This is a genomic window from Variovorax sp. 770b2 (genome assembly GCF_900115685.1).
In the GTDB taxonomy this organism is placed as follows: domain Bacteria; phylum Pseudomonadota; class Gammaproteobacteria; order Burkholderiales; family Burkholderiaceae_C; genus Variovorax.
This window is the reverse complement of the sequence record NZ_FOXJ01000002.1, coordinates 119119-146072: the sequence shown is the minus strand read 5'-3', so window position 1 is coordinate 146072 and position 26954 is coordinate 119119. Positions and strand designations below refer to the sequence as shown.

General features: G+C 67.4%; 30 protein-coding genes. 21 read left to right on the top strand and 9 right to left on the bottom strand.

The window, feature by feature from the left end; translation table 11 throughout:
- The first annotated feature begins 95 nt into the window (after positions 1-95).
- Both BM133_RS16305 and BM133_RS16300 read left to right on the top strand, forming a co-directional pair.
- Positions 96-785 carry a response regulator transcription factor gene (locus tag BM133_RS16305; protein WP_013538509.1) on the top strand — a complete coding sequence of 230 codons (690 nt, stop codon included), beginning with the start codon at positions 96-98 and terminating at the stop codon, positions 783-785.
- A complete protein-coding gene (locus tag BM133_RS16300; protein ID WP_093435635.1) occupies positions 782-2161 on the top strand; it encodes a sensor histidine kinase in 1380 nt (459 codons plus the stop codon). Before BM133_RS16305 ends, BM133_RS16300 begins: the two co-directional genes overlap by 4 nt.
- Here the strand turns inward: BM133_RS16300 and BM133_RS16295 are convergent.
- The 7 genes from BM133_RS16295 to gstA all read right to left on the bottom strand — a co-directional run bounded on the left by BM133_RS16295 (position 2158) and on the right by gstA (position 8582).
- The gene (locus BM133_RS16295; protein WP_093437050.1) at positions 2158-2919 is read right to left on the bottom strand and encodes an SMU1112c/YaeR family gloxylase I-like metalloprotein; all 762 of its coding nucleotides are present in this window, start codon (positions 2917-2919) and stop codon (positions 2158-2160) included. The genes BM133_RS16300 and BM133_RS16295 overlap by 4 nt on opposite strands.
- Before the next feature lie 5 nt (positions 2920-2924).
- A complete protein-coding gene (locus BM133_RS16290; protein ID WP_093435633.1) occupies positions 2925-3401 on the bottom strand; it encodes a GNAT family N-acetyltransferase in 477 nt (158 codons plus the stop codon).
- A complete protein-coding gene (locus BM133_RS16285; RefSeq protein ID WP_093435630.1) occupies positions 3398-3883 on the bottom strand; it encodes a RidA family protein in 486 nt (161 codons plus the stop codon). Before BM133_RS16285 ends, BM133_RS16290 begins: the two co-directional genes overlap by 4 nt.
- A 60-nt stretch (positions 3884-3943) precedes the next feature.
- Positions 3944-5047, bottom strand: coding sequence for an alkene reductase (locus BM133_RS16280; RefSeq protein WP_093435627.1), 1104 nt, complete (start codon positions 5045-5047; stop codon positions 3944-3946).
- Between the two features lie 97 nt (positions 5048-5144).
- Positions 5145-6980, bottom strand: coding sequence for an acyclic terpene utilization AtuA family protein (locus tag BM133_RS16275; protein ID WP_093437048.1), 1836 nt, complete (start codon positions 6978-6980; stop codon positions 5145-5147).
- The gene (locus BM133_RS16270) at positions 6977-7759 is read right to left on the bottom strand and encodes an enoyl-CoA hydratase/isomerase family protein (RefSeq protein WP_093435624.1); all 783 of its coding nucleotides are present in this window, start codon (positions 7757-7759) and stop codon (positions 6977-6979) included. Before BM133_RS16270 ends, BM133_RS16275 begins: the two co-directional genes overlap by 4 nt.
- A gap of 214 nt (positions 7760-7973) precedes the next feature.
- Entirely contained in the window at positions 7974-8582 is a 609-nt protein-coding gene (gstA, locus tag BM133_RS16265) for a glutathione transferase GstA (RefSeq protein ID WP_093435622.1), read from the bottom strand.
- A 191-nt stretch (positions 8583-8773) separates the two neighbouring features.
- Here gstA and BM133_RS16260 point away from each other — a divergent pair, with 191 nt between their 5' ends.
- From BM133_RS16260 to BM133_RS16220, 10 genes are all read left to right on the top strand, one after another.
- On the top strand, positions 8774-8959 hold the full coding sequence (locus BM133_RS16260; protein ID WP_013538518.1) for a DUF1328 family protein: 186 nt from the start codon (positions 8774-8776) through the stop codon (positions 8957-8959).
- Positions 8959-9114 carry a hypothetical protein gene (locus tag BM133_RS35160; RefSeq protein ID WP_177224851.1) on the top strand — a complete coding sequence of 52 codons (156 nt, stop codon included), beginning with the start codon at positions 8959-8961 and terminating at the stop codon, positions 9112-9114. Before BM133_RS16260 ends, BM133_RS35160 begins: the two co-directional genes overlap by 1 nt.
- 11 nt (positions 9115-9125) lie before the next feature.
- Complete coding sequence (locus BM133_RS16255; protein ID WP_093437046.1) at positions 9126-10013, top strand: transglutaminase-like domain-containing protein; 888 nt, start codon at positions 9126-9128, stop codon at positions 10011-10013.
- Positions 10014-10189: 176 nt separating this feature from the next.
- Positions 10190-12148, top strand: a complete 1959-nt coding sequence (gene mnmG / locus BM133_RS16250; protein ID WP_093435619.1) for a tRNA uridine-5-carboxymethylaminomethyl(34) synthesis enzyme MnmG — start codon at positions 10190-10192, stop codon at positions 12146-12148.
- Positions 12145-12786, top strand: a complete 642-nt coding sequence (gene rsmG / locus BM133_RS16245; protein WP_093435616.1) for a 16S rRNA (guanine(527)-N(7))-methyltransferase RsmG — start codon at positions 12145-12147, stop codon at positions 12784-12786. Before mnmG ends, rsmG begins: the two co-directional genes overlap by 4 nt.
- A 114-nt stretch (positions 12787-12900) precedes the next feature.
- Positions 12901-13515, top strand: coding sequence for a LysE family transporter (locus BM133_RS16240; RefSeq protein ID WP_093435614.1), 615 nt, complete (start codon positions 12901-12903; stop codon positions 13513-13515).
- An 18-nt stretch (positions 13516-13533) separates the two neighbouring features.
- Positions 13534-14448, top strand: coding sequence for a ParA family protein (locus tag BM133_RS16235; protein ID WP_093435611.1), 915 nt, complete (start codon positions 13534-13536; stop codon positions 14446-14448).
- A gap of 42 nt (positions 14449-14490) precedes the next feature.
- Positions 14491-15036: an RBBP9/YdeN family alpha/beta hydrolase gene (locus BM133_RS16230; protein ID WP_093435608.1), complete on the top strand. Its 546-nt coding sequence runs from the start codon at positions 14491-14493 to the stop codon at positions 15034-15036.
- Positions 15036-15977 carry a ParB/RepB/Spo0J family partition protein gene (locus BM133_RS16225; RefSeq protein WP_093435606.1) on the top strand — a complete coding sequence of 314 codons (942 nt, stop codon included), beginning with the start codon at positions 15036-15038 and terminating at the stop codon, positions 15975-15977. Before BM133_RS16230 ends, BM133_RS16225 begins: the two co-directional genes overlap by 1 nt.
- Positions 15978-16089: 112 nt before the next feature.
- On the top strand, positions 16090-16983 hold the full coding sequence (locus tag BM133_RS16220; RefSeq protein WP_093435603.1) for a CsgG/HfaB family protein: 894 nt from the start codon (positions 16090-16092) through the stop codon (positions 16981-16983).
- A gap of 78 nt (positions 16984-17061) precedes the next feature.
- On the opposite strand, the gene BM133_RS16215 is transcribed toward BM133_RS16220, so the two are convergent.
- Positions 17062-18486 carry an FAD-binding oxidoreductase gene (locus BM133_RS16215; RefSeq protein ID WP_093435601.1) on the bottom strand — a complete coding sequence of 475 codons (1425 nt, stop codon included), beginning with the start codon at positions 18484-18486 and terminating at the stop codon, positions 17062-17064.
- An 83-nt stretch (positions 18487-18569) separates the two neighbouring features.
- Here BM133_RS16215 and BM133_RS16210 point away from each other — a divergent pair, with 83 nt between their 5' ends.
- The 4 genes from BM133_RS16210 to BM133_RS16195 all read left to right on the top strand — a co-directional run bounded on the left by BM133_RS16210 (position 18570) and on the right by BM133_RS16195 (position 20846).
- Complete coding sequence (locus tag BM133_RS16210; protein ID WP_093437043.1) at positions 18570-19070, top strand: DinB family protein; 501 nt, start codon at positions 18570-18572, stop codon at positions 19068-19070.
- 12 nt (positions 19071-19082) lie between these two features.
- A complete protein-coding gene (locus BM133_RS16205) occupies positions 19083-19679 on the top strand; it encodes a cob(I)yrinic acid a,c-diamide adenosyltransferase (protein ID WP_093435598.1) in 597 nt (198 codons plus the stop codon).
- Positions 19676-20029: a hypothetical protein gene (locus tag BM133_RS16200; protein WP_093435595.1), complete on the top strand. Its 354-nt coding sequence runs from the start codon at positions 19676-19678 to the stop codon at positions 20027-20029. The genes BM133_RS16205 and BM133_RS16200 overlap by 4 nt, the downstream gene beginning before the upstream one ends.
- 295 nt (positions 20030-20324) lie before the next feature.
- On the top strand, positions 20325-20846 hold the full coding sequence (locus tag BM133_RS16195) for a class IV adenylate cyclase (protein WP_093435593.1): 522 nt from the start codon (positions 20325-20327) through the stop codon (positions 20844-20846).
- A 3-nt stretch (positions 20847-20849) separates the two neighbouring features.
- Here BM133_RS16195 and BM133_RS16190 read toward each other — a convergent pair whose 3' ends face one another.
- Positions 20850-21488: a GDSL-type esterase/lipase family protein gene (locus BM133_RS16190; protein ID WP_093435590.1), complete on the bottom strand. Its 639-nt coding sequence runs from the start codon at positions 21486-21488 to the stop codon at positions 20850-20852.
- Between the two features lie 158 nt (positions 21489-21646).
- Between BM133_RS16190 and BM133_RS16185 the strand changes: the two genes are divergently transcribed.
- The 5 genes from BM133_RS16185 to BM133_RS16165 are packed head-to-tail and all read left to right on the top strand — an operon-like array spanning position 21647 to position 26930.
- Positions 21647-22831 (top strand): ABC transporter substrate-binding protein, encoded by a 1185-nt coding sequence (locus BM133_RS16185; RefSeq protein WP_093435587.1) that lies wholly within the window; start codon positions 21647-21649, stop codon positions 22829-22831.
- A complete protein-coding gene (locus BM133_RS16180) occupies positions 22832-24661 on the top strand; it encodes an ABC transporter permease (protein ID WP_093435585.1) in 1830 nt (609 codons plus the stop codon).
- 13 nt (positions 24662-24674) lie between these two features.
- A complete protein-coding gene (locus BM133_RS16175) occupies positions 24675-25253 on the top strand; it encodes an OsmC family protein (protein WP_093435582.1) in 579 nt (192 codons plus the stop codon).
- Positions 25237-26085, top strand: a complete 849-nt coding sequence (locus BM133_RS16170; protein WP_093435579.1) for an ABC transporter ATP-binding protein — start codon at positions 25237-25239, stop codon at positions 26083-26085. Before BM133_RS16175 ends, BM133_RS16170 begins: the two co-directional genes overlap by 17 nt.
- On the top strand, positions 26082-26930 hold the full coding sequence (locus BM133_RS16165) for an ABC transporter ATP-binding protein (protein ID WP_256219229.1): 849 nt from the start codon (positions 26082-26084) through the stop codon (positions 26928-26930). Before BM133_RS16170 ends, BM133_RS16165 begins: the two co-directional genes overlap by 4 nt.
- Positions 26931-26954 lie beyond the last annotated feature (24 nt).

Below are 26954 nucleotides of genomic sequence, written 5' to 3'. Positions count from 1 at the left end.
GTCGTATGCTCATGCAACGACTATCGTGTGGAGCTACTGACCGGCCCCTGACCCATTCATTCAGCAACTCTTCACACTTCCACCCCCCCACCATCATGCGAATCCTGCTTGTCGAAGATGACGCCGTCCTGCGCGATGTGATGCTGCGCAGCCTGGCGGACGCGGGCCACCGGGTCGACGTGTCGACCAACGTCGAAGACGCCGACCACCTCTGGCGCGTGCAACCCTTCGACGCGGTGCTGCTCGACCTCAACCTGCCGGCCACCGCGAGCCCCACCAGTGGATTGGCGAGCGGCCTCACTGCGCTGCGACAGGCACGCGCGCGCGGCGACCGCACGCCGGTGCTCGTGCTCACCGCGCGCGGCCGCACCGAGGAGCGCATCGCAGGCCTGGATGCGGGTGCCGACGACTACCTGGGCAAGCCCTTCGATCTCGCCGAAGTCGAGGCGCGCCTGCGTGCCCTCGTGCGACGCGCCAAGGGCACCGAAGACATCGTGCTGCTCGGCCAGTTGAAGCTGGACCGCAAGGCGCGCCGCTTCTCAACCGCGGGCGGTCCGCTCGACCTGCCCGCGCGCGAGTTCGAGGTGCTGTGGGAACTGATGAGCCCGCCGGGCCGCACGGTCAGCAAGCGGGCGCTGTCGGACAAGCTCTCCAGCTTCGACGAGTCGCTGGGCGACAACGCGCTCGAGGCCTTCATCTCGCGCCTGCGCAAGAAGCTGCTGGGCACGGGCGCGAGCATCCGCACGCTGCGCGGCATCGGCTACCTGCTCGAAGCCGAGGTGTGACGGAAGGCACCGTTCCCCCGATCGCACCGTCGCTCACGCGGCGGGTCCTGCGCAACGTGCTGGTGCCGCTGGCACTCACGTGGATGCTCGGCGCGGTGATCGCGCTGGTCATCGCCAACTACTTTTCCGAACAGGCTTTCGATCGCGGCATGCTCGACGATGCGTATGCGCTGTCGGCCAACGTGCAGGCGGGCGAGCGCGGCATCGAGCTCCTGCTCACGCCGCGCGAAGTGGCCACGGTGCTCTTCGACCAGATCGACAAGGTCCACTTCTCGGTGCAGCGGCTCGACGGTTCGCTCATCTCGGGCGAATCGGAGTTGCAGGCGCCGCTGCCTGCGGGTGGCGCGCGCTATCGGTTCTCCGACGTGACCTACCAGGGCAAGTCCATGCGCGCGGTGACGCTCGAACACGACGCGGAACCTGGCATCGCCATGCCCTACCGCGTGGTGATTGCACAGACCACGCTCAGCCGCACGGCGCTCGTGCGGCAGCTGCTGGGCTTTGCACTGGCGCCGCAGATCCTGCTCCTGGTGCTGCTGGCCGTGTGGCTCTGGTACGGCATCCGCAGCGACCTGCGGCCGCTGGGCGACCTGCAGCGCGCGCTCGACCGGCGCGACGTGCGCGATCTCTCGCCGGTGGCGGTGGCGCAGACCTCGCGCGAGCTGCAACGCCTGGGCAACGCGGTCAATTCGCTGTTCGAGCGGCTGGGCCACAGCGTGCAGGCGCAACGCGAGTTCGTGGGCAACGTGGCGCATGAATTGCGCACGCCGCTCGCGGGCATCCGCGCGCTGGCCGAGTACGGCCTGGCGCAGCACGACACCGCGGTCTGGCGCGAGCAGCTGGAGCGCGTGTCGGAGCGCCAGGCGCGCGCGAGCCACCTGATCGACCAGCTGCTCGCACTCGCGCTGGCCGAGGAAGCGCGCACGAGCCTGGCACGTGCGCCGGTGCACCTGGATGCATTGGCCGAGCAGACGGTGCTGCGCCACCTGGCGCGCGCGGATGCGCGGGGCGTGGACCTCGGCGCGCGAGGCCTGGATGACGGCGTGGTCGTGATGGCCAACGAAGCGCTGGTCGAAGGCATCCTGGACAACCTCATCGACAACGCGCTGCGCTATGGTGGCCGCACGATCACGGTGGAGCTCGCAGGGCGCACGCTGAGCGTGATCGACGACGGGCCCGGCATTCCGATCGAGGCGCAGCGCGACCTGATGCAGCGCTGGGCGCAGGGCCCTGCCGGGCAGAAGCTGGGGCAGGGCTCGGGACTGGGGCTGTCGATCGTGTCGCGCTATGCCGAGTTGCTGGGGGCCGAGCTGCGGCTCGAAGCGGCCGAGCCCACGGGCCTGCGCGTGAGCGTCGCGTTCGGCGAGGTCGCCTAGGGCTGTGTCGGCAGCGGCGTGCCCTGGTGGAGCGCCATGCGCCATCTGCCGCGCCGCAGTCGCCACAGCGAACTGCGAAGCGAATCGGCAGCGGGGCGCTCGGGTGTCGCGGCACGGTGTGCGCGGTAGGTGACCAGCGCCACATCGGGCGCCATGCGTTGCACGCGGAAGTCCGAGATCGTTCGCTCCGAGAAGGCTTCGCCGCGCAGTGCCTCGACGATCGCGGGCCGCGTCCATTCGATCCCCGACACACCGAGTTCGTGAAAGTCGTCATCGAGCAATTCCTCCAGCTGCGCGGCACTGGATCGCACCTCGCGCAGATGCAGCGCGCCTTCGAGTTTCAGCAGCAGCGCGTCGAGGTCTTCGGAAGGCTCGGCTTCGTAGAGTTCGAGCGGAAGGCCGTCGGGGTCGGCAAAGAAAGTGAAGCGCCGGCCCGTGTATTCGTCGATGCGCAGCGGCTCCACCGCGACGCCTTGCGCCGCGAGTTCATCGGCTGCGGCCTGCACGTCATGCACCTCGAAGGACAGGTGCCGCAACCCCTGCGCCTCGGGCCGCGTGGGACGCGCGGGCGCTTCGGGAAACGAGAACAGCTCGATCTGCGAACCGTCCGGCAGAGCGAGATCGAGCTTGTACGAAGCGCGCGCGGCGCGGTAGTTCTCGGCGACCACACGCAGGCCGAGCACCTCGGTGTAGAAGCGCTTCGACCTGGCGTAGTCGGCGCAGATGATGGCGACGTGGTGAATGCGGGCGAGCTGCATGGCGGTCACTTCTTCTTGTTCTTCAAGGGCTTGCGCAGGAAGACGCGGGTGCGCCCGGCGAGGGCGAGGCGCTTGTATTCGACATAGCCGATGCGTTCGTAGAGCGCGCGGTTCTCGGTCATCTTCTCGTTGGTGAAGAGGTAGATCGAATCGTGGCCCTGCCGCAGTGCCTCGTGCTCGGCGAGCTCGAGCAGGGCGCGGCCGACGCCGGTGCCCTGGTGCTGCGGCATCACCGCGATCACGTCGATCAGGAAGCCTTCGTCGGTGACATCGAGCACCAGCGCGGCGATGGTTTCGTGCTGCTGCGTGGCGACCCAGACCTGCGCATCGGCGATGGCGGCGCCGTAGTCCCTGGTCATCGGAATCGGCGTGAGGCCCAGGCGCGGAATGTAGTGGCGAAAGGCCTCGGCGGCGCAGGCGGTGATGGATGCCGCATCGCCCGCGTCGGCCCGTTTCAGCACCCACGGTGCGGCGGCGCTCACGCGTCGAACTCCACCTCGCCCTCGATCTCGACCGGGATGTTGAACGGCAGCTCCGCCATGCCCACGGCACTGCGCGCGTGCGCGCCGATGTCGGGCCCGAAGAGTTCGAGGATGAGGTCCGAGAAGCCGTTGATCACCGCCGGCTGCTTGTCGAAGCCGGGCGCCGAGGCGACCATGCCGAACACGCGCGTCCAGGCGGCGATGCGGTCGAGGTCGCCGAGGGCGCGCTGCAGGCTGCCGAGCATCGCCAATGCGGTGAGACGTGCCGCCGCATAGCCTTGCTCGACGCTCACTTCGCGCCCCAGCTTGCCCAGCGGCGCAGCGATGGTGCCGTCGGCGTTGAGCGGGCCGTGGCCCGAGACGATCGCGCGGCGGCCGACGAGCCGCACGAACCGGAAAGGCAGCACGACACCGGGCGGCGGCGTCACCGTCGGGGGAAGAACGAGGCCGAGCGCGGCCAGTCGTTGCTCGATGCGGGCCATGGCGTTTCTCTCCTGTGGCGGACTGGAAATGTCCGCCGCATCTTGCCATGGCCCCGGACGTCAGCCGAGCGCCGGATAGTCCGTGTAGCCCTTCGCGCCACCGCCGTACATCGTGGCCTTGTCGAGCTCGTTCAGCGGCGCGTTCTCGCGCAGGCGCCGCACCAGGTCGGGGTTCGAGATGAAGGGCTTGCCGAAGGCCACGAGGTCGTCGCCTTCCTTGACGGCTTCATCGGCCAGCGGCTTGTCGTAGCCGTTGTTGACCATCCATGCGCCCTTGCCGCCGGCTTCGCGGTACGCGGCCTTGAGGGCTTCGTAGTCGAAGGGGCGGTCCTCGATTTCGCGCGGGCCACCGGTGGCGCCCTCGATGATGTGGACGTAGGCCAGGTTCAGTTGCGCGAGCTGCTTGACCACGTAGGTGAAGAGCGGCTGCGGGTTGCTGTCGTGCACGTCGTTGGCGGGCGTCACGGGCGACAGGCGGATGCCGGTCTTGCCGCCACCGACCGCATCGACCACGGCGCGGGTGGCTTCGAGCAGCAGGCGCGCGCGGTTCTCGATGCGGCCGCCGTAGTCGTCGGTGCGCTTGTTGCTGCCGTCCTTCAGGAACTGGTCGAGCAGGTAGCCGTTGGCGCCGTGCACCTCGACGCCGTCGAAGCCGGCGGTTTCCACTGCGCTGCGTGCCGCGATGGCATAGGCATGAACGATGCCCGGCAGTTCACCGGCATCGAGTGCGCGCGGCTCGGAGGTCTCCACGAAGGTCGGCACGCCGCCCTTGATGAGCACGGTCTTGGTCTTGGCGGTGATGGCCGAGGGGGCGACGGGCTTTCCGCCATCGGGTTGCAGTTCGGTGTGCGAGACGCGGCCCACGTGCCAGAGCTGCACGACGATCTTGCCGTCCTTGGCGTGCACCGCGTCGGTCACGCGCTTCCAGGCGTCCAGCTGTTCGGCGCCGTAGAGGCCGGGCACGTCGGCATAGCCCTGGCCCTGGTGGCTGATGGCGGTGGCTTCGGTGATCAGGAGGCCCGCGGTGGCGCGCTGCGCGTAGTAGGTGGCGGCGAGCTCGGGGGGCACGGCGTTGGGCGAGCGGTTGCGCGTCAGCGGCGCCATCACGATGCGGTTGGCGAGCTTCAGGTCGCCGGCCTGTACGGGGTCGAAAAGGGTGGACATCGTGGAGGAGGGAGCAGAGTTGAAACAGCGGCAAGGCTAAGCGCCCCGTCTCAACCCTGCTGTCGCACGGTTGTCCCGATTGGTGCTATGGCGCTTTTCAGCAGAGCAGGGCCAGCAGCGCGGCGCTCACGCGCACCGGCACCGCGAGCAGGATCTGCCCCATGCCCTTGCCGAGCGGGTCGTTGCGCAACGACGCCATGCCGCCCCCGCCGAGCGCTTCTTCGCAGACGAAATTGAAGGCGTCGATGCCGGGCACCTCGTAGCGCGTGACGCGGCCCTTGGCGAGATGCGCGAGCCAGTGGGCCACGCGGGCCTCGGTGAGTTGCTCGCGCAGCAGCGGCAGCAGGGCAGGGTGGCGCGCGATGACGCCGATGTTCGAGGTGTCGCCCTTGTCGCCGCTGCGGGCCCAGGCCAGGCGAAGGAGGGGCACTTCGATGGTGTCAGGGGCCTCGGGTGTGGCTTCGTGTTGCGCGGCGCTGGCAGTTCGGTGCGGGGGCGCATCGACGACAGCAGGTGCGAGAGTGCGCGGCACATCGATGCGCTGTCCATCGACGCTCACGCTGGCCTCCACTTGCGACTTGTCGAGCAGAAAAGCGTACTGCCGGATCGATGGCGACACGGAAGCGCGCCCGCCGCCCGCGCCCGTGGTGCCTGGAGACCACGAGGTGCCGGCCGGCGCCACCTCTCGCGCGAACAATTCGAGCGCCTCCTTGCGCGGATGCGTCACCGCGAGCCGCAGCACCACCTCGCGCGTCTGCAGTGCCTGTGCGTTCGCGCGCGGGCCGTAGCAGGACTCGGCGCCGAGCATCTCGATGTGCGTGGCGCTGTAAGGGCCGAAGCCAGACTGCGCGAAGAGCTCGCAGGTGCGCGCGAGGATCGCATCGCCCGTGCGGCGTGCCTTCGCGGCTGCATCGAAGCCCACGATGGTGAGCTGCGCGGCGGTCTTGAAGCCGTCGACATACGTGGCACTGACCTTGTAGCTCGCGGTCGGCGCACGGCCGCGCGCACCGTGTACGCGCACGCGGTGCGGGCCGGCCTGCGCGATGCGCACCTGCGTGAAGTCGGCCGTCACGTCGGGCAGCAGGTAGGCCGCGGGGTCGCCGATCTCGTAGAGCATCTGCTCGCCCACGACCGCCGGCGTGAGCTTGCCGCCGGTGCCCGCGGGCTTGGTGACGACGAAGCTGCCGTCGGCGCTGCACTCGACGATCGGGTAGCCGATGTGGGGCCAGTCGGGCACGGTGTCCCAGTCGGTGTGCAGGCCGCCGGTGGCCTGGCAGCCGCATTCGATGATGTGGCCCGCGAGGCTGCCGGCGGCGAGCAGGTCGTGATCGCCGGGCTGCCACTTGAACTCGTGCATCAGCACGCCGAGCGTGACGGCCGAGTCGACGCAGCGGCCGGTGATGACGACCTGCGCGCCCGCATCGAGCGCCGCCTGGATGGGCCGCGCGCCGAGGTACGCATTGGCGGTGAGCACGCGTTCGGGGAGCGCCGCGCCGCTCTGCAGCTCGCGCACGGGCGGCTGTGCCTGGCGCAGGTGCGGCAGCAGCGGGGACACGTCGTCGCCGCTCACCACGGCGATCTTCAATGCGATGCCTTGCTCCTTGGCGAGTGCGGCCAATGCATCGGCGCAGCCCTGGGGATTCACGCCGCCCGCATTGCTCACGACGCGGATGCCTTGTTTCACGACGTCCTTCAGCACCGACTTCATCGCGACCGAAACGAAGTCGGTGGCGTAGCCGAGCTCCGGTTTCTTGAGCCGCGCGCCCGCGAGGATCGACATGGTGAGTTCGGCGAGGTAGTCGAACACGAGGTAGTCGATCTGCCCGCTGGCCACGAGCTGCGGCGCGCCCACGCTGCTGTCGCCCCAGAAGCCCGAGGCGCCGCCGATGCGGACGATGCGTTCGTTGTTGCCGGCGTTGCTGCTGTCGCTCATCGGCCGCTCCATTGCGGCTTGCGCTTCTCGCGGAAGGCGAGCTGGCCCTCGGCCGCATCTTCGGTGAGCGCGAAGAGACCGATCTGGCTTTCGGTGAAGGCCATCGATTCCTCGAAGGCCATCGCCTGGATCTTCTTCATCGTGTAGAGGCCGCGGCGGATGGCGGCGGGCGACTTGTCGAGCATGCGGCCGAGCAGCCCCTCGACGCTCTGGTCCACGTCGTCGCTCACGCGGTTGATCAATCCATGTTCGAGCGCCTCTGCGGCGCTGATGGGTTCGCCGGTGATGCACATCTCGGCCAGCACGCGGCGCGGCAGCAGGCCGTCGAGGACGCTGAGCACCTGCGCGGGAAAGAGGCCGACCTTCACCTCGGGCAGGCCGAACACGGCGCTGCTGCTGGCCACCGCCATGTCGCACATCGCCATGATCCCCATGCCGCCCGCCATGCATGCGCCGTTGACGCGCGCGATCAGCGGCACGGTCGATAGGCGCGCCTGGCGAAAGAGGTTGGCGAAGCCCTGGTAGGGCTGGGCGTAATCGAACTTGAAGGAGGTGCCGCTCTGCAGGTCCGCGCCCGCGCAGAAGGCGCGCGTGCCGGCGCCGGTGATGACGACGGCGCGCACGGCGGGATCGTCGTTCGCGCGTCGCAGCGCATCGCCGAGGCCGGCGAGCACGGCGCCGTTGATCGCGTTGCGCCGCCCCTCGCGGTCGATGGTGAGCCACATGACGGGCCCGCGCATCTCTTCGCGCAGTTCGACGGTGGGAGGGGTTTCGGCCATGGCGCTGGGTTCCTTCGCTGTCTGGAGTGCTGCCCGTAGCGTGACGCGAAAAAAAAGCCGCATCGTGCGGCTTGTGGCTGAAGCGGTCCGGGTTTTCCCGTAGAGGGCCCGGCCGCTTCGCTGCTTGCTTCTGAACGCCACCGGGGCGCGCCCAGCCCGCCCCGGTGTGTGATCAAGTCAAGTGGCAAAGCCACGTTGACTTGAGCGCTTCGGTCTACTTCAGCAGGCCTTCGGCCTTCATTGCTTCCTGCACGGCCGGACGGGCTGCCACGCGCGCATGCCAGGCCTGCACGTTGGCGAAAGCCGAGATGTCGACGCCGGTCGGCTTGGTCCAGTTGGTCACGGTGAAGAGGTAGCCATCGGCCACGCTGAAGTGCTCGCCCATCAGGTACTGCTTGTCGGCGAGCTGGCTGTCCAGCCATTCGTAGCGCGACTTGAGCTTGTCCTTGAAGATGGTCTTGGCTTCCTCGGGCATGTTCGGGTTGAACAGCGGGCTGTAGCCCTTGTGGATCTCGGTGCCGATGAAGGTGAGCCACTCCTGCAGGCGGTAGCGCTGCAGCGTGCCGGCGGCGGGCGCGAGGTTCTTGGTGGGTGCGAGGTCGGCGATGTATTGCACGATGGCCGGGCCTTCGCGCAGGCGCGTGCCGTCGTCCAGTTCGAGCATCGGCACGTAGCCCAGCGGGTTGATGCCGTAGTAGTCGGTGCCGTCCTGCAGCTTGTGGCTCTTGGTGCTGGCCATCACGGGTTCGAAGGCGAGGCCGGCTTCGTGCAGCGCGATGTGGGGCGAGAGGGAACAGGCACCGGGCGAGTAATACAGCTTCATGCGAAATGGCTCCAGGGAAATGGATGGGATGACGAGGTTGATCTTTATGGGAAACCGACGCGGATGCTAGCGGGTTTGGCGTCGTCGCGTTTCTGTCCTACGGCCGCTTGGGGCTCGTGACTATCGGGCAGGCGTGGCGCCCTTCCTAAGCTCTCGGCACGGTGGGCGAGGCCCGCTGCAAGGAGTATCGGATGTTGAAGTACGCGATCATTTTTGCGGTCATTTCACTGGTGGCCGGCTTGCTCGGCTTCGGTGGCGTGGCGGCGGGAGCGGCCGGCATTGCCAAGCTGTTGTTCGGCCTGTTCCTCGTGCTGGCCGTGCTGTTCGTGGTGCTCGCCGCCCTCGGTGTAGGCGCGGTGAAGAAGGCGCTGGACTGATGCAGCGCTCGAAGACGAAGTGGCCGCAGGCGCGGTCGCTCGGCATGCTGCTGCAGAGCCCCGCGCACCGCGTGCTGCGGGTGCTGCGCGTGACGCAGGCTCAATGGCAGGTCATGCAATGGCCCGAACACCGCTCGCGGCGACGACGGGCCTGAAGAAAACACCCATGCACATTTCCCATGTCGACGCGCAACTCGACTACGAGGTGGCCGCGCCCGCGCACATGCTGCTCAACATCGAGGCCGCGCGCTCCGGCGCGCAGGCAGTGGTAGAGGAGACATTGACCATCGAACCGCCGACCGAGATGCAGGTGTTCTGCGACGAGGGCAGCGGCAATCGCTTCATCCGCTTCGATGCGAAGCCGGGGCCGCTGAAGATCGGCTACAGGGCGACGGTGCAGCGCTCGCACGTCCACGTGCCGCCGGACCTGCGCGAGGTGCCCGTCAGCGAAGTGCCCGACGAGGTGCTGCATTACATGATGCCGACGCGCTACTGCGAGTCGGACCTGATGTCGCGCTGCGCGCAGCAACTCTTCGGCGAATTGCCGCCGGGCATCGGCCGCGTGCAGGCGATCGTCGACTGGATCCACGAAAGCATCGCCTACGAACCCGGCAGCAGCGACTCGACCACCACCGCGCGCGAAGTATTCGTGGAACGCGCGGGGGTGTGCCGCGACTTTGCGCACCTGGGCATCACCTTCTGCCGCGCGCTGAACATCCCCGCGCGGCTGGTGGTGGGCTATGTATGGTTCGACGAACCGCCGCAGGACTTTCACGCGGTGTTCGAAGCCTGGCTCGGCGGGCAATGGGTGCTGTTCGACGCGACGCGCATGGCGCCCGTCGATCGGCTGGTGCGCGTGGGCACGGGGCGCGATGCCAAGGACGTGGCCTTCTGCACGATCTTCGGCGCGGTGCGCATGACTGACAAGAAGCTCGTGGTGCGCGAGCTGCAGGACGAAAGCGTCGCCCCACCGGCCGCGCCAGCTCCGAGCGGCGCGCTGGTAGGCATCGAAAAGCCGGTGCCGGTGACGCAACTGGTGGAAAGCGCCGGCTGACAACGATAGTTTGCTATTAAATATATAGCAAACTATCCAATAACCACGGGCTGGCACGGGCGGTTTGGCTTTGTCCCCTAGCTTGCCCACACAACAGGCGCAAGACGGCATCGCCGATTAAAATCGGTGCCCCTTTGCGCAGCGCACGCGTCTCAAGTAGTGCGCCCCTCATTCAAATGCTGTACCCCGAAGAATTCGATGTGATCGTCGTCGGCGGTGGCCATGCCGGCACCGAAGCCGCGCTCGCCGCCGCGCGCATGGGCGCCAAGACGCTGCTGCTCTCCCACAACATCGAGACGCTGGGGCAGATGAGCTGCAACCCGTCGATCGGCGGCATCGGCAAGGGGCACCTGGTGAAAGAGGTGGATGCGCTCGGCGGTGCGATGGCCATTGCCACCGACGAAGCGGGCATCCAGTTCCGCATTCTCAATTCGAGCAAGGGGCCGGCCGTGCGCGCGACGCGCGCCCAAGCAGACCGCGTGCTGTACAAGGCGGCGATCCGCCATCGCCTGGAAAACCAGCCGAACCTGAGCCTGTTCCAGCAAGCGGTCGACGACCTGATGGTGGAGGGCGATCGCGTGGTCGGCGCCGTCACGCAGGTGGGCATCGCTTTCCGCGCGCGCACCGTGGTGCTGACCGCGGGCACTTTCCTGGACGGCCGCATCCATGTCGGCCTCGACAACTACCAAGCCGGACGCGCCGGCGACCCACCGGCGATCAGCCTGTCGGCCCGCCTGAAAGAACTGAAGCTGCCGCAAGGCCGGCTCAAGACCGGCACGCCGCCGCGGCTCGACGGTCGCAGCATCGACTTTTCGAAGTGCACCGAACAACCCGGCGACGGCATGCCCGGCGGGGCGGGGCCGATGCCCGTGTTCAGCTTCATGGGTCGCACCGACATGCACCCGCGGCAGATGGCTTGCTGGATCACGCACACCAACGCGCGCACGCACGACATCATTCGCTCGGGTTTCGACCGCAGCCCCATGTTCACCGGCAAGATCGACGGCATCGGTCCGCGCTACTGCCCGAGCGTCGAAGACAAGATCAATCGCTTCGCCGACAAGGAAAGCCACCAGATCTTTCTCGAACCCGAAGGCCTGACGACCAACGAGTACTACCCGAACGGAATTTCGACCAGCCTGCCGTTCGATATCCAGTACCAGCTCGTGCGCTCGATGCCGGGTTTGGAGAACGCCCACATCCTGCGGCCGGGCTACGCGATCGAGTACGACTACTTCGATCCGCGCGAACTCAAGAGCAGCTTCGAGACCCGTTCGGTCAAGGGCCTGTTCTTCGCCGGGCAGATCAATGGCACGACCGGCTACGAAGAGGCGGCGGCCCAAGGCTTGTTCGCCGGCATCAATGCCGCGCTGCAATGCCGCGGCGAAGAAGCCTGGCTGCCGCGCCGGGACGAAGCCTATTTGGGCGTGCTGGTCGACGACCTCATCTCCAAGGGCGTGACCGAGCCGTACCGCATGTTCACCAGCCGTGCCGAGTTCCGACTGCAACTGCGTGAGGACAACGCCGACATGCGCCTGACCGAGGCAGGGCGCAAGCTGGGCTTGGTAGACGACGCGCGCTGGGACGCTTTCAGCCGGAAGCGCGATGCTGTTTCACGTGAAACAGAGCGGCTCAAGTCGATCTGGGTGAACCCCCGCAACCTGCCGGTTGCCGAGTCGGAGCGCGTGCTGGGCAAGGCGATCGAACATGAATACAACCTGGCCGACCTCCTGCGCCGGCCCGATGTGAACTACGAAACGCTGATGTCGCTGGATGGCGGAAAGTACAGCGCCCGATCGGCGCTGACCGACATCGAGATCGAACAGATCGAAATCTCCGCCAAATATTCCGGCTACATCGAGCGCCAGCATGACGAAGTGGAGCGCGCCGCGCACTTCGAGAATCTGCGTCTGCCGGCCGATTTCGACTACGGGCAGGTCAAGGCCCTGAGCTTTGAAGTACGCCAGAAGCTGGACAAGCACCGGCCTGAAACCCTGGGTCTGGCTTCGCGCATCTCTGGTGTGACGCCTGCGGCCATTTCGCTTTTGATGATCCATCTGCGCAAGGGCGGGCACAAGGCCTTCGCCCGCGATGCCGCCACGGAAGCAGCCACCGAGCCGCAGTCCGCAGAATGAGCGCGCCCATCGATACGCTGCGCGAAGGCGCCGCGGCGCTCGGCGCTGCCTTGTCCGACCGGCAGAGCGAGCAACTGCTGGCCTACGGCACGCTGATGCTCAAGTGGAACAAGGTCTACAACCTGACGGCGGTGCGCGATCCGGCCGGCGTGATGACGCATCACCTGCTCGACAGCCTGGCCGTCATCGCACCGCTGCAGCGGCAATATCCGGAGAAGGGCAGGCTGCTCGATGTGGGTTCGGGCGCCGGGTTGCCGGGCGTCATCATTGCGATCATGCGACCGGACATCGACGTGAGTTGCCTGGATGCGGTGGCCAAGAAGGCCGCTTTTGTCCAGCAGGTGGCTGCCGAGTTGGAGTTGCCCAATCTGCGCGGACTGCACGCGCGGGTCGAATTGCTGGAGGGCAGCTACAACGTCATCAGTTCGCGTGCCTTCGCTTCGCTGCCGGATTTCTTCAACGGCTCGAAGCATTTGCTCGCGACGGATGGTGTTTGGCTCGCGATGAAGGGCAAGATGCCCGGCGATGAACTCGCCGTTCTTCCGCCAGAAGTGGCTGTGTTTCACGTGGAACAACTGAGGGTTCCGGGCCTCGATGCCGAGCGATGCATCGTCTGGGCGCGAAAAGAGCCCGCCTGATTCCCTAAAAGATGCGCCGCCGCCGGCAAAAGCCGGCGGCCGAACGGCCCTCCGCGCGCTGGCCTCGCTTAGACTCGACGCCTCCCCTTGGCTCTCTTCTTCGAGGCAAATTCCATGTTTGGCATCGCTGACTACGGCGCGTTTGTCGCCGCCATCATCCTGTTCCTCCTGATTCCCGGTCCGGGCAATCTGGCGCTGATCACCTCGACCAGCAAAGGTGGAATTCGTGGTGGATTGGCAGCGACGTCCGGCGTGATCGTTGGCGACCAGTGCCTGTTGTGGGCTGCGGTGGCTGGTGTGTCGGCCATCCTGGCTGCGTACCCGACCGCATTCAAGGCGGTGCAATGGCTGGGCGCGGTTTACCTGGCGTGGCTTGGCATCAAGATGCTGCTCGCCAAGCCCGGCTCGGCGCCCATCCTCAACATCAAGCCGAGCCATTTCTTCCGCCAGGCATTCACGATCACCTTGCTGAACCCGAAGGCCATCGTGTTCTACATGGCCTTTTTCCCGCTGTTCGTCGACCCGGCCCGTCACCAGGGGCTGATCACTTTCGGTGCGATGGCCGTGACGATCGCGGCGCTGACTTTTCTCTACGGCCTGACCTCGACGCTGCTCACGCACTTCCTTGCCGAGCGCATCCGTGCCAATCGCCGTATTTCCGGCACGCTCGAAAAGCTGGCTGGCGTTTTCCTGATCGCCTTCGGCGTCAAGCTCGCGATCTCGCGCTGATCGATCTTCTGAACTGACATGGCCAAGATTTTCTGTATTGCCAACCAAAAGGGCGGCGTCGGCAAGACCACCACCACCGTCAACCTCGCCGCCGGCCTGGCCAAGGTAGGGCAGCGGGTGCTGATGATCGACCTCGATCCCCAAGGCAATGCGACCATGGGCTCGGGCATCGACAAGCGCGAGCTGGAACTGACGGTGTACGACGTGCTGCTCGAATCGGCCTCCGTTGCCGAGGCGCGCGTCCAGTCGGACAAGCTTATCGAAGGTGGCTGCAGCTACGACGTACTGGGTGCCAATCGCGAACTGGCCGGCGCCGAGGTCGAAATGGTGGCGCTCGACCGTCGCGAAAAGCGCCTCCGCACCGCGCTGGCAGCCGTCGGCGCCGAGTACGACTTCGTGCTGATCGACTGCCCGCCGAGCCTGAGCCTGCTCACGCTCAATGGCCTGTGCGCCGCCCATGGCGTGATCGTGCCGATGCAGTGCGAGTACTTTGCGCTCGAAGGGCTGACCGACCTGGTCAACACCATCAAGCAGGTGCACGCCAATCTCAACAAGAACCTGCAGATCATCGGCCTCTTGCGCGTGATGTTCGATCCGCGCATCACGCTGCAGCAGCAGGTGAGCGAGCAGCTCAAGTCCCACTTCGGCGACAAGGTGTTCGACACCGTGATCCCGCGCAATGTGCGGTTGGCCGAGGCGCCGAGCTATGGCCTGCCGGGCGTGGTGTTCGATCCGGCCGCCCGGGGCAGCCAGGCGTTCATTGCCTTTGCGCAGGAACTGGTCGAGAAGCTGCCGCCTGCGAGCGCTTTCGCCTCCGGCGCCGTCGCACCGCCGATTGCGCCGGTCGAACGCATCGCGCCGGACCTAGCCATTCCCGAGGACGTGCTGGCGCCTGCGCCCGCCTCCGATTCTGCCCCCGAAAAAAGCCTCTGACGCCTGCCCCGAATCGGCACGGCGCTATCAAGTTCGTAGCAAATGACAGTTTCCCGCATCCTGCTGTTGCCGGGTTGGCAGAACAGCGGTCCCGGCCATTGGCAGACCCTCTGGGAATCGCTGTACGGCGATCGCCGCGTCGATCAGCATGAATGGATGCGCCCGTTGCGCGGCGACTGGTCCGCGCGGCTCGAGGAAGAAGTGCTGGCTGCACCCGGCCCGGTGGCCTTCGCCGCGCACAGCCTCGGCTGCATCCTTGTCGCCGCCTGGGCCGCGCATTCGCGCAACACGCACAAGGTGCGCGGTGCATTGCTGGTGGCGCCCGGCGACCTGGAGCGCGACGATCTTCGGCAACTGATTCCCGGCTGGGCACCGATCGTGCGCCAGCCGCTGCCGTTCCCCTCGGTGCTGATCGCCGCAAACGACGACCCTTATTGCGAGGCTTCGCGCTCGCAGCAGATGGCAAAGGACTGGGGCGCGCGCTTCGTCGACGCCGGCAAGGGCGGCCACCTGAACGCTGAATCCGGCTTGGGCGACTGGCCCGAAGGCCGGCAACTCCTGAACGATATTTCGAAAGACAAGAACTGATGGCGACCAAGAAACCCAAGGGCCTCGGCCGCGGACTCGAAGCGCTGCTCGGCCCGACGGCCGCGCCCGCCGCCGATCACAACGGTGCCGGCACGGAAGAGGGCGGCGTGCCGCCGAATCCGACCACGCTGATGCTCGACCAGATGGTGGCCGGCGTCTACCAGCCGCGCACGCGCATGGACGAGGGCGCGCTCTACGAGCTGGCCGAGAGCATCAAGGTGCAGGGCATCATGCAGCCGATCCTGGTGCGCCGGCTCGATGCCGAATCGGCAGCCGCCAAGAACGCCGAATACGAAATCATCGCGGGCGAACGGCGATTCCGTGCCGCCAGGCTCGCGGGCCTGGACAGCGTGCCGGTGCTGGTGCGCGACGTGCCCAACGAGGCCGCGGCGGCGATGTCGCTGATCGAGAACATCCAGCGCGAAGACCTCAACCCGCTCGAAGAGGCCCAAGGCCTGCAACGCCTGGTCGCCGAGTTTGGGCTCACTCACGAAATGGCGGCGCAGGCCGTGGGCCGTTCGCGCAGCGCGGCCAGCAACCTGCTGCGCCTGCTGAACCTGGCCGAGCCCGCGCAGCTGATGCTGATGGCCGGCGACATCGACATGGGCCACGCCCGCGCGCTGCTCTCGCTGGACCGCGGCACGCAGATCACCGCGGCCAACCAGATCGCCGCCAGGAAGATGTCGGTGCGGGAAGCCGAGGCGCTGGTGAAGAAGCTCGCGGCCGAGTTCACCTTGACGCCGTCCCGCCGCGGCAACGCCGGCGAGAAGTCGCGCGACCTGCAGCGCGTGGAAGAAGAGCTGGCCGACCTGCTCACCGCCGAGGTCGAAGTGCGCATCAAGAAGCGCACGAAGCGCGGCGAAAGCGGCGAGCTCGCGATCCATTTCGGCTCCATCGAAGCACTCAACGGATTGATCGAGCGCATCCGCCGAACGGCCTAGTTTTGAAATCGGGATGCGGCATTCGTTTGATTGATTCCTGTAATCCTTTGCGCGTATCCTCGACCGCTGGTTTTTTCCAACCCCAGATCTGAAAACAGAGGGAGTCCCTGTCATGACGTTCACCAAGTTCCCGCTTGCGGCCATTGCCGTGGGCGCTCTTCTACTCACCGGCTGCGCGGCCACCGACATGCAGATGGGCAGCCAGTCGGCCAAGACCATGGCCACCGGCAGCGCCGCCGGTTCGTCCACTGCCGGCGAAAGCAGCCAGCTGGAGCGCTGCGAATCGCCGCTGGGCACGGTGTCGCTGATCGAGAACCAGAGCGCGGGTTGGTACACCATCCTCACCGGCGAATATCGCCTGCCACCTACTGCAAACCTGTTGCGTTTGCTGGTGCAACAGTCGAACTGTTTCATCGTGGTCGAGCGCGGTGCGGCCGGCATGAACGCCATGACGCGCGAGCGCGCGCTGCAGCAGTCGGGTGAAATGCGCGGCGGCAGCAACTTCGGCCGCGGCCAGATGGTCGCCTCCGACTACGGCCTGTCGCCCGAAATCGTGTTCAGCAACAGCGATGCCGGCGGCATCGGCGGCGCGCTCGGCGGCCTCGTGGGTGGCGGCCGTGGCCGCGCGCTCGCAGCCATCGGCGGCAGCATGCAGACCAAGGAGGCCAGCGCGCTCCTGACCCTCATCGACAACCGCTCGGGCGTGCAGGTCGCTGCGTCCGAAGGCAGCGCCTCCAAGACCGACTTCGGCGCCTTCGGCGGCCTGGCCGGCCGCAGCGGCGCCGGTGGCCTCGGCGGCTACACCAACACGGCGCAGGGCAAGGTGATTGCGGCGGCCTTCATGGACGCCTTCAACCAGATGGTCCGCTCGCTGCGCAACTACAAGGCGCAGACCGTGCGCGGCCAGGGCCTCGGTGGTGGCGGCCGGCTTGGGGTGGATGGCGGCGCTGCGCCGTCGCAGACCTACGTGCCGCCGGAGCAGGCACCGGCACGTCGCCGCAAGTAAAAACGCTGGCCTTCGGGCCACAAAAAAGCCCGGCGCTCTCGCGAGCCGCCGGGCTTTTTTACGTGTGACGCAGGTGAATCAGAGGCTGAAGATCTTGCCCGGATTCATGATGTTCTTCGGATCGAGTGCGCGCTTGATCGTGCGCATCATGTCGATCGCGCCTACACCCGCCTCGGTCACCAGGAAGTCCATCTTGTGCAGTCCCACGCCGTGCTCGCCGGTGCAAGTGCCTTCGAGCGCCAGCGCGCGGCTCACGAGCGCGTGGTTCAGTGCCTCGGCCTTCACGCGCTCTTCGGGGACGTTCGGATCGAGCAGGTAGCCGAAGTGGAAATTGCCATCGCCCACGTGGCCGACGAGGAAGTAGGGGATGCCGCTCGCGTCGGCCTCCGCCACCGAGTCGAGCAGGCAATCGGCCAGGCGCGAGATCGGCACGCAGGTGTCGGTGGAGATCACGCGGCAGCCCGGGCGCGACTGCACCGCCGCGAAGTAGCTGTTGTGCCGCGCCGTCCAAAGCCGCGTGCGTTCCTCCGGCGTGCTGGCCCATTCGAAGGCATTGCCGCCATGGCCGCTCGCGAGCTCCTGCACCGTCTCGGCCTGCTCCTTCACGCCGGCGGGTGAGCCGTGGAATTCCATCAGCAGCATCGGCTCTTCGCGCAGGTTCAGCTTGGCGTAGGCGTTCACCATGCGCACCGTGTTCACGTCGATCAGTTCCACGCGCGCGATCGGCACGCCCAGCTGGATCGTCTCGATGGTGGTGCGCACTGCGGCCTCGATGCTCGGGAACGAGCAGATGGCTGCCGACACCGCCTCGGGCAGCGGATAGATGCGCAGCGTGACTTCGGTGACCACGCCCAGCGTGCCCTCGCTGCCCACCATCAGGCGCGTGAGGTCGTAGCCTGCGGACGACTTCTTCGCGCGCGTGCCGGTGCGAATGACTTCGCCCGCAGCCGTCACCACTTCGAGCGCCAGCACGTTCTCGCGCATCGTGCCGTAGCGCACCGCGTTCGTGCCGCTCGCACGCGTGGCCGTCATGCCGCCGATGGACGCGTCCGCGCCCGGGTCGATGGGGAAGAACAGGCCCGTGCTCTTGATCTCTTCGTTGAGCTGCTTCCTCGTCACGCCCGGCTGCACCGTCACCGTGAGGTCGTCGGCGTTGATCGACAGCACCTTGTTCATGCGCGACACGTCGATGCTGATGCCGCCCTGTACCGCCAGCAGGTGGCCTTCGAGCGAGGAGCCGACGCCGAAGGGAATGACCGGCACGCTGTGCTCACCGGCGAGCTTCACCGCATCGGCCACGTCCTGCGTGCTTTCGGCGAACACCACGGCCGAGGGCGGCGGTGCGTCGAACGAGGATTCGTCGCGCCCGTGCTGGGTGCGCACCGCCATCGCCGTGGAACAGTTGGCGCCGAAGCGCGCCTTCAGCCCGTCGATCAGGCTGGCCGGGACGTCGCGCAGATGAAGCTCCGGCATCAGGTGCGAGGTTTGGGTGGGGGCGTTCATCGGACTTCTCCAAAGGGGGCGGTATGGGCGGGGGCTGCGGTCATTTTACGGAGCGAGCACCATAATGCGCTTCGGAAAAAATGATGAACCCCACGACCCTCAGCGCCCTCGCGGCCTTCCCCTTGCAGCTGGAGGCCCACTACGCGGCCATTCCCGAGGCCTTCAGGCATTGGGCGCCGCCCTCGTGGGAGGGCGTGCCCAGCGAGGCCTTCACCGCCATCGAGCAACTGTGCCATGTGCGCGACATCGAGATCGAGGGCTACCACGTGCGCTTCAGGCGCACCCTCGCGGAGAACCGCCCGACGCTGGCCTCGATCGACAGCGAACCGCTCGCCGTCGAGCGCAACTACGGCGCCGCCGACGCGAAGCAGGTGCTGGCCGATTTCCGCCTCGCGCGCGTGCAGACGATGGAGATCGTCTCGTCCCTGACCGATGCGCAACTCGCGCGCACGGCCGTGTTCGAAGGCTACGGCCCGCTCACGATGCGCAGCCTCATCCACTACCTCTGCAGCCACGACCAGCAGCATCTTGCAGGCCTGCAGTGGCTGGCCGGCAAGATCGACGCATCGACCGTCCCCGCATAACCAGGAGCGCCCATGGGCAACCGACTTTCCCAGATCGCCACCCGCACCGGCGACGACGGCACCACCGGCCTTGGCGACAACACCCGCGTGCCCAAGGACCACCTGCGCGTGCACGCGATGGGCGACGTGGACGAGCTCAACTCGCAGATCGGCGTGCTGCTCTGCGAGCCCATGCCCGAGGCCGTGCGCGAGCTGCTGGTCGACGTGCAGCACCAGCTTTTCAACCTCGGCGGCGAGCTCTCGATGCCTGGCTTCACGCTGCTCAAGCCCGAGGCGCTGCTGCAGCTGGACAACGCGCTGGCCGACCACAACGCCGCCTTGCCGCGCCTGGCCGAATTCATCCTGCCGGCCGGCACGCGCGCCGCTTCGCTCGCGCACGTGTGCCGCACGGTGGCGCGGCGGGCCGAGCGCGCGGTGGTGGCGCTCGGCGCCACCGCGGAACTCAACGACGCATTGCGCCAGTACCTGAACCGGCTCAGCGATTTGCTCTTCGTGCTCGCGCGTGTGCTCAATCGCATGGATGGCGGCGATGACGTTTATTGGAAGAGCGAGCGCATGGCCCGCGCGGCAGCCGCCGATGCCGCCGACGATGAAGGAAGCCCATCATGAAAATACCCACGCATACCTTTGCACTTGCAGCAGCGTTTCTGCTGTTGCTGCCAACTGCGGCCGTCCACGCGCAGAGCGCCGACAACCCACCCAAGGCACAGCGCGCCCACACGCTCAAGGCGCCGCCACGCGACAGCACGGTGGTGAGCGGCGTGCAGCGCGGCACCAACGCAGCAGGCCGCGGCATCGACCGCGCCGACAGCGCCACGCGGCGCGGTGTCGACAATGTGTCGGCCCGTGCCAGCCGGCCGGTGCGCAACGTGGGCGAAGCCTTCGGCCGCAAGCTCGCGCCGGGCTCCAGCGGCCGCGCCGCGCCGCCGCCTGTGGGACCGCAGGGCAACGCGCCCTGATCGACGGGGCCTCTCTGTTCAGGGCGGCGATCACGTCGACGGTGGGCCCTGTTTCGCGAATGTCCCCCGGCTTCGCCTCCTCCTTTATTTCGCGAAACAGGGCCCACCGCCGGCGCGATCTTCCAGAGCACTTGCTGATCGGCCCGCACAAGCAGAGCGCCCATCGTGCGCAGGGCATCGGGTGCTCCCCGCAGCGAAATAAAGGAGGAGGCCGAAGGCCGGGGGACATTCGCGGAGGGGAGCACCCGATGCCCTGCGCACACGCCCTGAACAAGAACGCAACGCGACAACCGAGATGGCAAGAAACATAGAGATCAAGGCCCGCATCGACAGCGTGGAACGCGTGGCACTCATCGCTGCAACGCTCGCCGATTCAGGCCCCGTCGAAATCGCGCAGGACGACACTTTCTTCCGCTGCGAGAACGGTGCCGATCGCCTCAAGCTGCGCACCTTCGCGCCCGACCGCGCCGAGCTGATCTTCTATCGCCGCGCGAACAGCAGCGGCCCGAAGGAGTCGTTTTACCTGATCACGCCGACCACCACGCCCGATGCCTTGCGCGAATCGCTCACGCTCGCCTGGGGTCAGGCAGGACGCGTGCGCAAGCAGCGAAGGTTGTTCCTCGTGGGCCGCACGCGCGTGCACCTGGACCGCGTCGAAGGACTTGGCGAATTCCTCGAGCTCGAAGTGGTGCTGAAAGAGGGCGAGTCCCCCGAGGCCGGTGTGGCCGAGGCCCACGCGCTCATGGCGCAGTTAGGCATCGGTGCCGACCAGCTCGTGCAAGGCGCCTACGTCGACCTGCTGCAGGCCGCCGCGTGAGCGTCAGCGCCAGCCCGCGGCCTTGAACTGGTCCGCGAGCAGCTGCGCGACCTTCGCGTAGCCCTCCGCATTGGCGTGGATGCGGTCCGAGCGCAGCGACGCGTCCGACAGCACGCTCGAATACACATTGGCGACGAGCAGCGCCTGCCCCGACTTCGCAATCTCTTCGTAGAACGGCGCATCGCTGAGCGAGCCGACGAACGCGCGCATCGCGTCGGGCGCCGGCGTGGCCAGCAGCGCGACATGCGGCGTGTGCTCGCGTGCCTGGCTCACCAGCGCTGCGATGTTGTCGCGCGTGGCCGAGGCCGACACGCCGCGCAGCATGTCGTTGCCGCCGATGCCGATCAGCACCGCGTCGTAGCTGCCCGCAGCCAGCAGCGACGGCAGGCGCTGCAGCGCGCCGGCCGAGGTGTCGCCGTTGACGCCCGCGTTCTCGATCTGCCAGCCGGTCAGCTCGCCCAGTTTCACGGGCCACGACGCATCGGGCGGCGCGCCGTAGCCGAAGGTGAGGCTGTCGCCGATGGCCAGCACATGCGCATCGGGTTTCAGCGCGGCGGCGGAAGACTTGCGCTTGCCGCAGGCGGCCAGGATGGCCGCAGCCGGCCCGCCGCACATCAGTTGGAGGAGGTGTCGTCGCTTCATGGAGCGCGCAGCTTAAACGCGGGGCGCCCGCCCGCCGGCATTGACCCTTTGCTTGCTCGGAAAGCGCATAAGCCTCCCCGTTTTTGTTCGTTCCCCGGTCGGGGGCCGGGGCGAAGAATCGTTGCCCTGCACGCTCATTCATCACTGGACCCGACACCATGCCGCTGCTCACTCGCCATCGCTTCCTGCGCCATGTGGTCGCACTCTCCGCTGTGCTCCTGGCCACGCCCCTTGCGGCGCTTGCCGCGCCCGCCTCAGGCGAGCCGGTGTGGTTCGGCGTGAGCGGCCCGCTCACCGGGCAGAACGCGCAGTACGGCGCGCAGTGGAAGGCCGGCTTCGACCTTGCGCTCGATCACATCAATGCGCAGGGCGGCATCCACGGCCGGCCGCTGGCCTACAACTTCGAGGACAGCCAGAGCGATCCGCGCCAGTCGGTGGCCATCGCGCAGAAGCTGGTGAACGACAAGCGCGTGCTCATCGAGCTGGGCGATTTCTCCAGCCCCGCCTCGATGGCCGCCTCACCGATCTACCAGCGCGCGGGCCTGGTGCAACTGGGCTTCACCAACTCGCACCCCGATTTCACCAAGGGCGGCGACTACATCTGGAGCCCATCGATCAGCCAGGCCGATGCGCAGCCGCTGCTGGCCGACCTCGCGGTGAAGACGCTGGGCTTCAAGCGCATCGCGGTGCTCTACCTGAACACCGACTGGGGCCGCACCAGCAAGGACGTGCTGGTGAAGGCCGCGCAGGAACGCGGCGCGCAACTGGCCATCGCCGAGGGCTACCAGCCCGACGAGAAGGACTTCCGCTCGACGCTGGTGCGCGTGCGCGACGCCAACCCCGACGGGCTGGTGCTCATCTCCTACTACCCCGACGGCGCGCTCATCGCGGGCCAGGTGCGCAGCGTGGGTTTGAAGCAGCCGATCGCGGCCGTGGGCTCGGTGTATTCACCGAAGTTCATCGAGCTCGGCGGCGCGGCCGTCAACGGCATCCACACCAACACCGCGTTCTTTCCGGAAGAGCCGCGCGCCGAGGTGCAGGACTTCGTGAAGAGCTTCCGCGCGAAGTACAGCAAGGAGCCGGACGCCTTCAACGCCTACGCCTATGACGCCGTGGTGTATGCCGCCGCCGCGCTGCGCCAGGCCGGCCCCAAGGCCGACCGCAAGGCGGTGCGCGATGCGTTCTACAAGATCAAGGACGTGCCCAGCGTGATCTTCGGCAAGGCCAGCTTCGACGCGCAGACGCGCCGCGTGGTCGGCGTGAAGAGCGTGAACCTGGTGGTCAAGGACGGCAAGTGGGCGCAGATCGACGAGAAGGCAGGGGCGGTGGCGTTGGCCAAATAAATGAGCTTCACCTCGTTCTTCGACTACACGGTCAATGGCCTGATCATCGGCAACATCTATGCGTTGCTGGCGGTCGGGCTCGCGCTGATCTTCGGGGTCTCGCACCTGATCAACTTCGCGCACGGCTCGGTCTACACCGTCGGCGCCTACATCGGCTGGGCCAGCATCACCTACCTGCACACGCCGCTGCCCGTGACCATCGCGCTCGTGGTGCTGGGCTCGGGCGCGCTGGGCATGCTGATCGAGCGCGTGGGCCTTCGGCCGCTGCAGGGCGCCGCGCGCATCGCGCCGCTGCTGGCCACCATCGGCATCAGCTTCGTGCTCGACATCCTCGTGCAGCTGGTCTTCAGCCCCGACCCGCGCTCGCTGCCCACGCAGCTGCCCGACTGGCGGCTGCAGATCGGCACCGGCACCATCGGCGCGCTCGACCTCCTGATCGCGGGCATCGGCATCGCAAGCGCGGCGGTGCTGTTCGTCTTCCTGCGTTTCACGAAGCTCGGCTGGGCCGTGCGCGCCACCGCGCAGGACCGCGATGCGGCGCAGCAGATGGGCGTGGACGTCGACCGCGTGAACCAGACGGTGTTCGCCATCGCCGCCGCGCTGGGCGGGCTCTCGGGCCTCCTGGTGGGCATGTACTACAACAACATCAGCCCGGCGATGAGCTTCCAGGCGACGCTCAAGGGCGTGGTGGCCACGGTCGTCGGCGGCGTGGGCAATGTGCCGGGCGCCATCGTCGGCAGCCTGCTGCTGGGATTGATCGAGAGCTACGGCGTGGCGATCCTCGGTACGCCCTACCGCAACCTCTTTGCGTTTGCGCTGCTGCTGGTGATCCTGGTGTGGAAGCCCAACGGCCTCTTCGGCCGCAAGCGCGCGCTGCCGCCCGAGCCGCTGACCGGCACCTTCATCGCGCCAAGCAAGCCGTGGCGCGTGCCGCCTCGCTTGCTCGTTGCGCTCATCGCCGCGGCGGTCGCATTGCCGCTCTTCGATCCATCGCCGTATCTCTTGCAGACGCTCACCAACGCGTGGCTCTACGGCGCACTCGCGTTGAGCCTCACGCTCGTGGCCGGCACCATCGGGCAGATCTCGCTCGGCCATGCGGGGCTGCTGGCCATCGGCGCGTATGCCTCGTCGCTGCTGGTGCTCGACCTGCACCTGCCGGTGGGCACGGGCATCGTGCTCGCGGGCATCCTCACTTCGCTGATCGGCACCGCGCTGATCTTTCCGGCGTTCCGGCTGCGCGGGCACTACGTGTCGATTGCCACGCTGGGCATCGGCGAGATCGTGGCGCTCACCATCCTCAACTGGGAAAGCCTCACGCGCGGGCCCATCGGCGTCTCGGGCATTCCGCCGCTCTCGCTGTTCGGCCGCGATGCATCATCGAACGAAGCCATCTACTGGGCCTCGTTCGGCGCGATGGTGCTGCTGGCCTTGCTGCAGTGGCGCCTGTTGCGCTCGCACCTGGGCCGCACCTTCCGCGCCGTGCGCGAAGACGAAGTGGCTGCGCGCGCCTACGGCGTGAGCCCCGACCGCTACAAGGCGCTGGCCTTCGGCTTCGGCGGCTTCGCGGCCGGCGTGAGCGGCGCCTTCACCGCGCACATGTACTCGTACATCAACCACGAGACCTTCGGCTCGCAGATCTCGATCCTCGCGCTCACGATGGTGATCCTCGGCGGCCTGGGGAACATCAGCGGCGCGCTGCTGGGCGCGGTCGCGCTCGTGAGCCTGCCCGAGTTGTTCCGCGTGACGGCCGAATACCGCATGTTGATCTACGGCATCGCATTGCTTTTGCTGATTCGTTTCCGCCCGCAAGGTCTGCTGGGCACCGTCTGAAAGAACACAAACCATGAGCCACCTGAACGACTACCTCGCCGAGAAACGCGCCGCCGTGCTGGCACGCAATGCCGCCGTCGAAGCGGGCACCGCGCAACCGGTGCAACTCAAGGCCAGCGTGAAGGCCGAGGGCCGAAGCGGCGTGCGGCGCCTGCGCATCCGCGAGCACCAGGTCATCAGCGACAGCCCGCCCGATTTCGCGGGCTACAACCTCGGTCCGAGTTCGCCCGAACTGCAGCTGGGCGTGCTCGGCACCTGCGTCACGCACATCTTCCTGATCCAGGCGGCCGAGCGCCAGGTGCCGCTCGAAAGCCTGGAGGTCGAAGTGACCGGCCTCATCGATCCGCGCGGCGGCAAGCCGGGCCACGAGAAGACGCCGATCTGGCCGCACGAGATCGGCTACACGGTGCACATCGATTCGCCCGCGAGCCGCGAGGAGATCGACGCGCTGTTCGAGGCGGTGGAGCGCAACTGCCCGATCCTGAACCTGCTGCGCAACCCGCAGGTCATTCGCGCCGAGGTGAAGCTCATCAACTCGAAGGCGGAAGCGGCCAACGCACCGCAGGAAGCGGGCGATGCCATCGCTGCTTGAGGTCAAGGGCCTCACGCGCCGCTTCGGTGGGCTCACCGCGGTGAACGCGGTCGACCTGCAGGTGGGCGAGGGCGAGCTGCTCAGCGTGATCGGGCCGAACGGGGCAGGGAAGACCACGCTCTTCAACCTCGTGACTGGCCTCGACCGGCCCGATGCGGGGCAGGTGCGGTTCGACGGGCAGGACATCACCGGCCTGCCCGCGCAGCAACTCGCGCAACGCGGCCTCGCGCGCACCTTCCAGCATGGCCGCGTGTTCGCGAATCTCTCGGTGCTCGACAACGTGCTGGTCGGCGCGCACACGCGGCTGCGTGCCGTGAAACCGCGCGTCGGCGGCGTGCCGGGCCTGGGCGCGCTGGCCGAGCTTGCGCTTGCGCTGCTGCAGCCTTCCGCCGTGCGGCACGAAGAAGAGGCGCTGCGCCAGGACGCGCTCGACATCATTGCGCTCTTCGGCGAACGGCTCGCGCCGCGCATCGACCATCCCGCGTACAGCCTCTCGTATGCGAACCGCCGCCGCGTCGAGATCGCACGTGCGCTCGCGCTCCGGCCGCGCCTGCTGCTGCTGGACGAACCCACGGCCGGCATGAACGAAAGCGAGACCGCGGAGATGCTGGAGATCATTCGCGGCCTCAAGTCGCGTGGCCAGACCATCCTGCTGATCGAGCACAAGCTGGACCTGGTGATGCAGCTGTCCGACCGCGTGGCGGTGCTCGACGACGGCCGCAAGATCGCTGAAGGATTGCCGGATGAGGTGCGCAACGATCCGGCCGTGATCGAGGCCTACCTCGGCCATCGCCACGTCGGTCAAACACAGGCAGAGGCGGTGCCCGCATGATCGCCACCGTCGCCCGCACGGGCCTTCCGCCTTCGTCGCTCTGGAGCGAAGGCCGCGACGAGGGGTTGCCCGAACGCACCACGGCACCACTTGCATCCATCGATGCGAAGCAACCACTGCTCCAGCTGCGCAAGGTCAACAGCTTCTACGGCCCCGTGCAGGCCCACTTCGACCTCGACATCGAAGTGCGCAAGGGCCAGATCGTGAGCCTGCTCGGCGGCAACGCCAGCGGCAAGTCGACGACGATGAAGATCGTGCTTGGCCTGCTCAAGCCGCGCTCGGGCGAAGTGAACTTCAATGGCGAATCGATGCTCGGCCTCGGCACGCCGCAGATCATCCGCAAGGGCATCGGCTCGGTGCCCGAGGCGCGTCGCCTGTTCCCCGCGATGACCGTGCGCGAGAACCTCTTGATGGGCGCTTATGCGCGCAGCGACCACAGGGCCGTCGCCGAAGACCTCGAACGCATGCTCGCGCTGTTCCCGCGCGTGGCCGAGCGCATCGGGTTCCAGGCCGGCACGCTCTCGGGCGGCGAGCAGCAGATGGTGGCGATGGCGCGCGCGCTCATGGGCCGGCCGCAGCTCATCTGCATGGACGAGCCGACGATGGGCCTGTCGCCGCTGTATGTCGACAAGGTGCTCGAGCTCATCGCGCGCATCAACGCGCAAGGCGTCTCGGTTTTCATGGTCGAGCAGAACGCGAGCCTCGCGCTGCAGATCGCGCACCACGGCTACGTGCTGCAGACCGGGCGCATCGTGCTCTCGGGGCCGGCGCGCGAGCTGCTGGCGGACGCGCGCATCCGCGATGCCTACCTGGGCGGCGAGGGCGCCGCCCGCACCGCCTCCTGAACGAACGAACGAACGCACACAGGG